This window comes from Streptomyces dysideae (assembly GCF_001514305.1).
GTDB lineage: Bacteria > Actinomycetota > Actinomycetes > Streptomycetales > Streptomycetaceae > Streptomyces > Streptomyces dysideae.
On record NZ_KQ949151.1, the window covers coordinates 1 to 9,888 of the forward strand.

At 70.1% G+C, this 9,888-nt stretch carries 10 protein-coding genes; all 10 read right to left on the bottom strand.

Annotation, left to right across the window (positions count from 1 at the left end; translation table 11 throughout):
- A partial coding sequence (locus AQJ91_RS47635; protein WP_267891320.1) for a lyase family protein occupies nucleotides 1-282 on the bottom strand: 282 nt, incomplete at its 3' end.
- Between the two features lie 143 nt (nucleotides 283-425).
- Nucleotides 426-1,709 carry an NAD(P)/FAD-dependent oxidoreductase gene (locus tag AQJ91_RS47640; RefSeq protein WP_067036464.1) on the bottom strand — a complete coding sequence of 428 codons (1,284 nt, stop codon included), beginning with the start codon at nucleotides 1,707-1,709 and terminating at the stop codon, nucleotides 426-428.
- A gap of 48 nt (nucleotides 1,710-1,757) precedes the next feature.
- Entirely contained in the window at nucleotides 1,758-2,423 is a 666-nt protein-coding gene (locus AQJ91_RS47645; RefSeq protein WP_067036467.1) for a haloacid dehalogenase type II, read from the bottom strand.
- A 60-nt stretch (nucleotides 2,424-2,483) separates the two neighbouring features.
- Nucleotides 2,484-3,422 (bottom strand): aldo/keto reductase, encoded by a 939-nt coding sequence (locus AQJ91_RS47650; RefSeq protein ID WP_067036470.1) that lies wholly within the window; start codon nucleotides 3,420-3,422, stop codon nucleotides 2,484-2,486.
- The gene (locus tag AQJ91_RS47655; RefSeq protein ID WP_067036472.1) at nucleotides 3,419-4,879 is read right to left on the bottom strand and encodes an aldehyde dehydrogenase family protein; all 1,461 of its coding nucleotides are present in this window, start codon (nucleotides 4,877-4,879) and stop codon (nucleotides 3,419-3,421) included. Before AQJ91_RS47655 ends, AQJ91_RS47650 begins: the two co-directional genes overlap by 4 nt.
- Nucleotides 4,876-5,829 (bottom strand): succinylglutamate desuccinylase/aspartoacylase family protein, encoded by a 954-nt coding sequence (locus tag AQJ91_RS47660; RefSeq protein ID WP_067036475.1) that lies wholly within the window; start codon nucleotides 5,827-5,829, stop codon nucleotides 4,876-4,878. The genes AQJ91_RS47655 and AQJ91_RS47660 overlap by 4 nt, the downstream gene beginning before the upstream one ends.
- Before the next feature lie 23 nt (nucleotides 5,830-5,852).
- Entirely contained in the window at nucleotides 5,853-7,235 is a 1,383-nt protein-coding gene (locus AQJ91_RS47665) for an aminotransferase class III-fold pyridoxal phosphate-dependent enzyme (protein ID WP_067036478.1), read from the bottom strand.
- Nucleotides 7,232-8,098 (bottom strand): ABC transporter permease, encoded by an 867-nt coding sequence (locus AQJ91_RS47670; RefSeq protein WP_067036481.1) that lies wholly within the window; start codon nucleotides 8,096-8,098, stop codon nucleotides 7,232-7,234. The genes AQJ91_RS47665 and AQJ91_RS47670 overlap by 4 nt, the downstream gene beginning before the upstream one ends.
- Nucleotides 8,095-8,985 (bottom strand): ABC transporter permease, encoded by an 891-nt coding sequence (locus AQJ91_RS47675; protein ID WP_067036484.1) that lies wholly within the window; start codon nucleotides 8,983-8,985, stop codon nucleotides 8,095-8,097. The genes AQJ91_RS47670 and AQJ91_RS47675 overlap by 4 nt, the downstream gene beginning before the upstream one ends.
- 3 nt (nucleotides 8,986-8,988) lie before the next feature.
- Nucleotides 8,989-9,888, bottom strand: a 900-nt coding sequence (locus AQJ91_RS47680; protein ID WP_067036488.1) for an ABC transporter ATP-binding protein, incomplete at its 5' end; no start/stop codon positions are given.

The following is a 9,888-nucleotide window of genomic DNA, read 5'->3' on the forward strand; positions in this document are numbered from 1 at the left end:
AACGACGAACTGGTCGTGCAGCTTGCCGTCGCGGATCTCCCGGCAGGCCTCGACGATGGCGGCGGCCTTCTTCGGGTCCAGCAGGCCGAGTTCCTCGTTGGCGCGAGCGGCGGCCTCCTTGACGGCGGCCAGCGCGTCGATGAGGTGCGGGTAGGCGGAGATCGGAGTGCCCGTGATGGGGAAGTTCTCCGTGGCGCGCAAGGTGTGAACACCCCAGTACGCGTCGACGGGTATGTCGCGGTAGCCGAGCAGGTCGTGTTCGCTGCGAGTGACGGCGGTCATGGCGGTGCGGGCCCTCTCTCGGTGCGGTTCAGGCGTGGACACATGTGGGGTGCGGCAACAGGCCGCTGGACCGGAAAGCCGCGGGGACGTCCCAGGACCGCCGCTTGGGAAGTCCCCGCGGCTCCGACGCCGTCGGCGTCGGCTCAGAGCAGCCGGTCCTTCGCCTTGTAGTAGGCGCCGCCGAACGGCAGGAACCAGGGGGTGCCGTTGTAGAAGGGGACGGGCACCTTCGGGAAGCCGAAGCCGCGCAGGGGGTTGGACTCCGGCTTGCCGTCCATCATCTCGGCCACGGCCCGGCCCATGTACGTGGCCATCTGGACGCCGTGGCCGCAGTAACCCATGGAGTAGTACAGGCCGTTGACGTCACCCGCGTGCGGAACGCGGTCCCAGGAGAAGCCGACCATGCCGCCCCAGACGTAGTCGATCCGCGTTCCGGCCAGCTGCGGGAAGATCTCCGTCATCTCCCGCTTGAGGATGTCGCCGCTCTTGATGTCGGAGGCCGGATTGGAGGGCGCGAAGCGGGCCCGGCCGCCGAAGGCGAGGCGGTTGTCCGGAGTGAGGCGGACGTAGTGGCCGACGTTCTTGTGGGCGACCAGCAGGCGGCCGTTGGGGATGAGCTCCTTGGCGCGTGCCTCCCCCAGCGGCTCGGTGACGATGACGAAGCTGCCGACGTTGATCAGTCGCCTGCGGAACCACGGCATCGACTTGTCGGTGTAGGCGTCCGTCGCCGCCATGACCTGCTTGGCACGGATGGTGCCGTTCATGGTCTCCACCAGGAAGCCGCCGCCGGGGAGGCGGGTGAGGCCGGTGGCCGCGTTGCGCTCGTGGATCTCGGCGCCGGCGCGCTCGGCGGCGTCCGCCAGGCCGCCGACGAACTTGCCTACGTGCAGGCCCGCGCTGAGCGGGTCGAGCAGGGCCCCGTGGTAGTAGTCCGTGCCGAGCTCGGCCCGCAGTTCGCTCTTGCTCAGGACGATCGTCTCGTGGCCGAAGTTGTCGGCCAGGTCGCGCTGCTTGGCCCGCAGGCCGTCGAAGTGCCCCGGCTTGCAGACCGCGCCGAGGCGCCCGGAGCGGTTGAAGTCGCAGTCGATGTTCTCGGTGTGGGTGAGCTCCTCGACGACGTCGACCGCCTCGCGGAAGGAGTCGTACAGCTCACGGGCCCGCTCCTGCCCGTAGCGCTTGCGCGCCTCGGCGGGGCTGATGGTGATGCCCTGGGTACACATGCTGCCGTTGCGCCCTGAGGCGCCCGAGCCCACCTTGTCCTTCTCGACCAGGACGACCCGGGCGCCCTTACGCGCGGCGTGGTAGGCGGTGGACAGGCCGGTGAGACCGCCGCCGATCACCACCACGTCCGCCTCGTCGGGCAGGTCCTTTCCGGAACGGTCGGGCAGGGCGGGGGCTGTGTCCAGCCAGTAGGGGATCTGCTTCATGGCGTGCGTCCTCTGTGTTCTCGGTCTGTTTCGCCGGTGCGCCGTCGGTCAGCAGCCGAGCAGCTTGGGCAGGCCCGACAGGTCGGGCAGCTCGTCGTACGGCTGGTAGTCGGCGCTGCCCGGGCGGCCGTAGCGGTTGATCCACACCCGGCGCCTCAGGCCGAGGTCGCGGGTCGGGATGTGGTCGTACTCCCAGCCCTGGGCGGTGTGGATGACCTGGGACGGCTCGACGCCCATGGTCTTGAAGGCGTACTCGAAGGTCTGGCGGTCCGGCTTGTAGGCGCCGGCCTGCTGGGCGGTGATGACGTAGTCGAACTCGACGCCGATGTTCTCGACGTTCCGCGCGATCAGGTTGTCGTCGGTGTTGGAGATGATGGCGATCTCGTACTTGGTCTTCAGGGCGCGCAGCGCGTCCGGGACCTCCGGCCAGGGACCGAAGGTGGGGACGGCCTCGACGAGGGCGTCACCGTCGGACTCGCGGTACTCCAGGCCGTGCAGGCGCATGGCGTTGCGCAGGCTGGAGTGCAGGATCTCGTGGTACGGGCGGTAGGCCTCCAGGACGGCCTGGAACCGCATGACGCGAAAGTCGTCGAGGAACTCGTCGACGTCCAGGTTGTCCAGGTCCAGCCGGTCCTCGAGGACCTTCAGGGTCGTGGGGCCGAGCTCGAAGTTGATCAGGGTCGCATAGGCGTCGAAGGTGACGATCTCTCGCATGGTGTTCGCCTCAGTCTCGCGGGTTTCCGGATTTCCAGGGGGTGGGGCGGGGTGGGGGCTTCAGACGACGCGTTCGCCGGGGGTGACGATCCCGTCGAGTGCGGCCAGGTCGGCCGGGTCGGGGATCCAGCCGGCCGCCGCCGCGTTGGCGGTGACCTGTTCGGGGGTCATGGCGCCACAGATGACGGAGCCGACGGCGGGGAGCGCGGCCAGTGCGCCCACCGCGACCTGGAGGAGGGTGAGTCCTCGTTCGGCGCCGTACGCGGTGAGCGCCTCGGCCTTGTCGAGGGCCGCGTCGGTGAGCCAGCCCTGCCGCCAGGACAGGCGGCTGCCGGGCGGGGGCTGCTCGCCGCGCCGGTACTTGCCGCTGAGCAGGCCGTTGGCCAGCGGGTAGTACGGCAGCAGGCCGACGCCGTGGCGCAGGCACGCCGGGATCAGGTCCCGCTCCACGGCTCGGTCGAGCAGGTGGTAGCGGGCCTGAGTGGAGACGAAGGCGTCGGTGAGGTCCTCGGCCGGGAGGTTGGAGCAGCCGATGTACCGGATCTTGCCCTCGTCGACCAGCTCTCGGAGCGCGGCCACCGTCTCCTCCAGCGGGGTGACGCCGTCCGGCTCGTGGTACTGGTACAGATCGATCCGGTCCGTGCCGAGTCGGCGCAGCGATGCCTCGACGGCGTACCGGAGGTAGGCACGTGCCCCGCGCGGCCCGTACAGGTCCGCGTCCCGGCCCATCTCCATACCGAACTTGGTGGCCAGCACGGCCTCGTCGCGGCGCCCCTTGAGGGCGGCGCCGAGGAGCCGTTCGCCGTCACCGCGCCCGGTGCCGCTCTCCCCGAACCCGCCGTACATGTCGGCGGTGTCGAAGAGGGTGATCCCGGCGTCGAGGGCCGCGTGGACGACGGCCTTCGTTCCGTCCTCGTCGAGGCGGGCGCCGAAGTTGTTGCCGCCGACGCCCACCACTGAGACGGTCGGGCCGCGTTCACCGAGCGCGCGGTATCTCATGACCGGTTCCCGAAGCCGATGCAGACGTTCTTGGTCTGCGTGTAGCTGTCGATGCCGGCGAGGCCCTTCTCCCGGCCCCAGCCGCTGTGCTTGTAGCCGCCGAAGGGGAGTTCCACGCCGGTGCCGACGCCGGTGGCGTTGACGTAGACCTGGCCGGCCCGGATGCCCTCGGCGAGCCGCATCGCCTTGTCGATGTCACGGGTCCAGACGTAGGACGCGAGACCGTACGGGCTGTCGTTGGCGATGTCCAGGGCCTCGTCGGCGTCGTCGAACTCGATGACGGTGACGACGGGGCCGAAGATCTCCTCGCGGGCGCACCGGGCGTCGTTGGTGAGGCCGGTGAGGACGGTCGGCTCGACGTAGTAGCCGTCGGCCAGGGCCGGGTCGGACGGCGCGCGGCCGCCGGCCCGTGCCACGGCGCCCTCCTCGCGGGCCAGGTCCACGTAGCCCAGCACCCGGTCACGCTGCCGGGCGGCGACCAGCGGGCCGACGTCCGGGTCGGTGAGACCCGGGCCGACGCGCAGTGCGGCGGCGTGGGCCACGAGCTTGTCCAGGAACTCCTCGGCGCCGCGCTGGAGCAGCAGCCGGGTACCGGCCGAGCAGGTCTGGCCGGCGTTGCCGAAGGCCGAGGCGGCGACGGCACCGAGGGCCAGGTCGAAGTCGGCGTCGGCGAAGACGACGACCGGGGACTTGCCTCCCAGTTCCGTGACGGAGGGGACCACGTTGGCGGCGGCGGCCTGGGCGACCTTGATGCCGGTGGGCACCGAGCCGGTGAAGGTGACCTGGTTGATGTCCGGGTGGCCGGCGAGCGCCGCGCCGGTCTCGCCGTCACCGGGGACGACGTTCAGGACGCCCGGCGGAAGGCCGCACTCCAGGGCGATCTTGCCGATCTCCAGCGGGGTGAGCGGTGCCTCCGGCGACGGCTTGAGCACCACGGTGCAGCCGGCCGCCAGCGCGGGGGCGGAACCCCTCGCGGTGTTCTGCAGGGGGTAGTTGAAGGGGATGATCTGGCCGGAGACGCCGATCGGCTCGCGGACCGTGTAGTCGATGAGGCCGGGCCCGAGGGGGATCGTGGTACCGCCGAGCTTGTCGGCGACGCCCGCGTAGAACTCGAAGTACCGGGCGGCGGCTTCGACGTCGGCCTTGGCCTGGCGCAGTGGCTTGCCGACGTCCTGGCTCTCCAGGCGGGCCAGCCGTTCGCCCTGGTAGCGGATGGCCTCCGCGATCCGGTAGAGAATGCGGCCCCGGTCGGCGGCGCGCATCCCGGCCCATTCGGGAGAGGTGAAGGCCGCGCGTGCGGCAGCCACCGCCTGGTTCACGTCCGCCTCGCCGGCCAGGGCCACCTGGGCGATGGCCGTGCCGTTCGACGGGTCGAGGACGGTGAAGGAGCGTCCGTCGGCGGCGGGGACCTGCTTGCCGTCGATGAGCAGTTCGCTCAGCTGCAGTTCGCCGGTCATGGCCGGATCTCCCCCAGGATTTCACCGAAGATGACGACCTCGTCGCCGGGGCGGACGGTGCGGATCCGGCGGACCCAGAGCACGATGCCGTCCTGCGGGGCGGTGACCTCTTCCAGCGTGTTGCCGTAGTGGTCGGTGATGGTGGCGATCAGGTCGCCTTCCTTGCAGTTCTCCCCCGGCTCGGCGCGGGCGACGAAGAAGCCGCCGGAGGCGGAGCGGGCGAAGGTGCCGGAGACGGTGGTGTAGGTGTCCCGCAGCTCCGCCTCGCCATCGGTCATGCCGAGGCTGCGCAGGATGTTGCGGATCGAGTTCATGTGATGCTCGACGTTGGTCTCGCGATAGGTGGCGCCACCGCACTCGATGGTGATGGCGGGCTTGCCGGCCTCGAGAACGGGGTGGCGGACCGTGCCGCCCCACTTGCCGCCCTTCCACACCAGCTCGTGCCCGGCGGCGAGTGCCAGGTCCGTCGCCAGGTCCTCATAGCCGCCCTGGAGGATGACCAGCGGGGCGATCTCGCCGTAGGCGCCGCCGGTGTGCAGGTCGACCACGGCGTCGACGGCCGGAATGACCTGCTCGACGAAGGTGGCGGCCAGACGCTGGGAGTACGAACCCTCCGCGTCGCCGGGGAAGATGCGGTTGAGGTTGAGGTGGTCGATGCCGCTGGCGCGGGCGGCGGCCTCGAAGGCCGGGGTGTTCAGGCAGGGGATGCCGACGACGGTGCCACGCAGGGTGGCCGGGTCGATCTCGGCGAGCACGCGGCGGATGGCCTCCTGGCCGTCGTACTCGTCGCCGTGCACGCCCGCGTCCACACACAGGACCGGGCCGTCCTGCGCACCGTTGACGACGATCAGCGGAATACCGAGCTCCACGCCGTAGCTGCTGGTGCCTACCGGGATCAGGCCCTGGGCGCGCTCGCCGGGGGCGACGGTCAGCGGACCGATGGAGTACATGTGGATCCTTTCCAAAACGTGGATCAGATGCGGGCGGACGCCTCGGCGAGGGTGCCGGCGACGATCGCGGCGATACGGTCGAGCAGAGCGCGGTCGCTGATCAGCGGGGGCGCGATCTGGACCAGCGGCGCGGAACGGTTGTAGACACGGGCCAGCAGGCCGGCTTCACGCAGCCGGCGCGGGATCAGGTCGACGATCAGATCGGCCCGGGCGCGGTCGCTGAAGCCGCCGCAGTCGAGGTCGCCGACGAGTTCGCAGGAGTAGAAGAACCCGGTGCCGCGGACATCGCCGACGATCGGCAGGTCCGTGAGGGCCGCCATGCGTTGCGCCAGGTCGTCCTGGAGACCGCGGACGTTGTCCAGGATCCGGTCCCGCTCCATGATCTCCAGGTTGCGCAGGGCGATGGCCGCGCTCAGCGGGTGCCCGGCGAAGGTGTAGCCGTGGTTGAGGACCGCGCCGGGCCGGTTGATGACCTCGGTGGCCTTGGTGCTCACCAGGGTGGCGCCCATCGGGGCGTATCCGGCGGTGATGCCCTTGGCGACGGTGACCATGTCCGGGCGGGCGCCGTAGAGGTCACCACCGAACCACTCGCCGACGCGGCCGAAGGCGGTGATCACCTCGTCGGCGACGAGCAGGAAGCCGTACCGGTCGGCCAGCGCCCGCAACCCCTGCCAGTAGCCCTTGGGAGGGGTGATGCAGCCGCCCCGGTTCTGCACCGGCTCGGCGATCAGCATGGCGATCGTCTCCGGACCCTCGGCCAGGATCTCGGCCTCCAGCTCGGCCAGCAGGTGTGCGGTGAAGGCGGTGTCGTCGGCGAACTCCGGTGCGAGGCCGAAGCGGCTGGTGTTCGACACGAACCGGGTGTCGATCGCGGGCGGACCGTACGGGTCCGTCAGGCCCGGGTCGTCAGTGAGGGACAGGGCCCCGATGGTCAGGCCGTGGTAGGCGCCGCGCCGGGCGATCGCCTTGGTGCGGCCCGGCTCACCGTTCAGGGCGTGGTAGCGGCGGGCGATCTTCCAGGCGGTCTCGACGGCTTCGGCGCCACCGCCCGAGAAGAAGGTGTGCTCGATGTCCACGGGGGCGATCCGCGACAGCCGCTCGGCGAGTTCGATCGCCGTCGGGTGCGCGGAGCCGGTCCACAGCGGGCTGTAGCACAGCTCGCGCAGTTGCTTCTCCGCCGCCTCGGCGAACTCGGGGCCGTAGGAGTAACCCAGCTGGCAGCAGTACAGCCCCGACAGGCCGTCGATGTAGCGCCTGCCGTCCGCGTCCTCGACGTACGGGCCCTCCCCCCGCCGGACGACCAGGAGGTCCTCGCCCTCGGGGCCGAGCGATCCGTTGGCGGTCATGTTCAGCAGCAGGTGCCGCTGAGCGGAGGCGGCGGTCAGCTGAGCAGTGGCGGCGGTCATACCGCCTCACCTCCCGGGGTGGCGATCCCCGTCGCGGTCTCGACCGATAGCAGGGGTTCCTGCCGTCCGGAGCCGATCCAGCGCGCCAGGGCCACCAGGCCGAGGGCGAGGATCGCGAAGGCGATGAGGATCGCGCTGACCGCGGTGACGCTGGGGTCGATCTCGAAGGTCAGTGAGTTGTAGACCTGCACCGGCAGGGTGACGGTGTCGACGGAGGACAGGAACTGGGAGATGTAGAACTCGTCGAAGCTGGTGATGAAGGAGAAGATCGCCGCCGCGATCATGCCCGGCGCCGCCAGGGGGAAGGTGATCTTCCGGGCGATCGTCAGACGGCCGGCGCCCATGCTGGCCGCGGCGTCCTCGAGGCGTTCGTCGATGCCGCGCAGGGTCGCGATCAGTATCAGCACCGCGATCGGCGAGGCCAGCACGGTGTGGCCGAGCGCGATGGCGATGGGGCTGCCCAGCATCGCGGCCGGCTCGAACAGCAGGAACAGGCCGAGTGCGGTGACGATCTGCGGGATGACCAGCGGTCCGAGGACCAGGGCGTAGACCGCCGAGCGCAGCGGGAGTTCGCTTCGGGTCAGGGCGGTCGCCGCGGTCACCCCGATGATCAGTGAGAACACGGTGCTCAGGGCGGCGACCAGGGCGCTCAGGGAGAGCGCGGCCGGCCATTTGCTGCCGTCGGCGAACAGGGCCTTGTACCAGTTCAGCGTCCACGCGTCCGGGGGGAACGACGCGAAGGCGTTGTTGCTGAAGGAGGTGACGAGGATGACGGCGATCGGCAGCGCCAAAAACAGCAGGATCACGGTGGCGACCGTGGTCAGGGCGATGCGTCCGGCGAGGGTTTTGCGCAGTTCCATCATGACGCGCTCCTCTTCTTACGGCTGGCGCCGAGGGAGGTGACGGCCTTGACCAGCAGCAGTCCGGCCAGGGTGAGCAGCAGCAGGATGACGCCCTGCGCGGCCGCGCCGTTCCACTGGCTCTCCTTCGTCACCTGCTGGTTGATGAGGGTGGCGATCATCGTCTGGTTGGGTCCGCCCATCAGGGCGGGGGTGATGTAGTAGCCCAGCGAGAGGATGAAGCTGAGCAGTCCGGCACTGGCAAGGCCGGGGGCGACCAGCGGCAGATAGACGCGGCGGAAGATCGTCACGCGTCCCGCGCCCATGCTGGCCGCCGCCGCGAGCAGCCTTCGGTCCACACCGCGCATCACCCCGTACAGCAGCAGCACCGTGTAGGGCAGCATCATGGAGGTGGTGCCGATGACCACGCCGAGTTCGTTGTAGAGCAGCTGGAGCGGCGCACCCGGTGCCCACGCCAGACTTTCGTTCACCAGGCCCTTGTCACCGAGCATGATGATCCAGCCGTAGGTGCGCACCAGGGCACTGATGAAGTGCGGGACGACGACGATGAGCATGGCCAGTGCGGCCCACAGGGGCTTGAGCCGGGTGATCGCGTTGGCCAGGACGAAGCCGAAGACGAGGCTGAACAGCGCCGTTTCGGCGGAGATCCGCAGCGTGGTGATCAGGACCGCGAGGTTGACCCCGGTCAGCGACTCGACGTACCAGTGCAGGGTGAGCGATCCGTCGGCGTTCTGCAGGCTGAGCAGCAGCGTGCTGAAGATCGGGTAGACGAACAGCACCAGCAGATACACCACGACCGGCAGTGCATACAGGATCCCGACGCGGGTCTTGCGCGAGGCCAGGAGCTTGCGCGGACGGGCGGGGGCGGTGGCGGTGAGGGGGGCGGCCATGGCTCACCCTCCCTGTTCGGTGGGGAAGAGGCTGACGTCGTCCGGGTCGGCGGTGATCCCGATCCGCTCGCCGGTGACGGGGCCGCGGCCGGCCGGAACTTCCAGCCGCAGCAGCGGTGCGTCACCGCCGTCGATGCGCACGCCGGCACGGACCAGGGTGCCGACGTAGGTGGCGGTCTCCACCGTGCCGGTACAGAAACCGTCGTCACTGGCGCAGGCCCGCAGCCGGCCCGGCTGCACGGCGACCTTGACCTGCGTGCCGCAGGCCAGCTGGTGGCGGCGCGCCTTGAGCAGGCCGCCACTGTTGTCGAGGCGGACCAGGGTGTACTCGCCGACGTGCTTCTCCACGCGGCCGGGCAGGAAGTTGGCCGCGCCGAGGAAGTCCGCCACGAACGGGGTCCTGGGCCGCTCGAACAGCTCCCTGGGGGTGTCGAACTGCTCGATCAGGCCGTTGCGCATCACCGCGATGCGGTCCGACATGACCAGCGCTTCCTCCTGGTCGTGCGTCACATAGATGACCGTCAGACCGAGTTCCTGCTGGATGGTCTTGATCTCGACCTGGAGCTGGTCGCGGAGCTTCTTGTCCAGGGCGCCGAGCGGCTCGTCCATGAGGATCACCGGCGGGCGGTAGACCAGTGCCCGGCACAACGCGACGCGCTGCTGCTGACCGCCGGACAGCTCACGCGGCGTGCGGCCGCCGAACCCGGACAGGCCCGCGATCTCCAGCGTCTGCCCCACCCGCCGGCGGATCTCGTCCTTCGCCACCCCGCGCAGGGTGAGCGGGAAGGCGACGTTCTCACTGACCGTCATGTGCGGGAAGAGCAGGTACTGCTGGAAGACGAACCCCAGGCCCCGCTTCTGCGGCGCGAGGCGGGTCACGTCCCGGTCCCCGACGGTGATGGT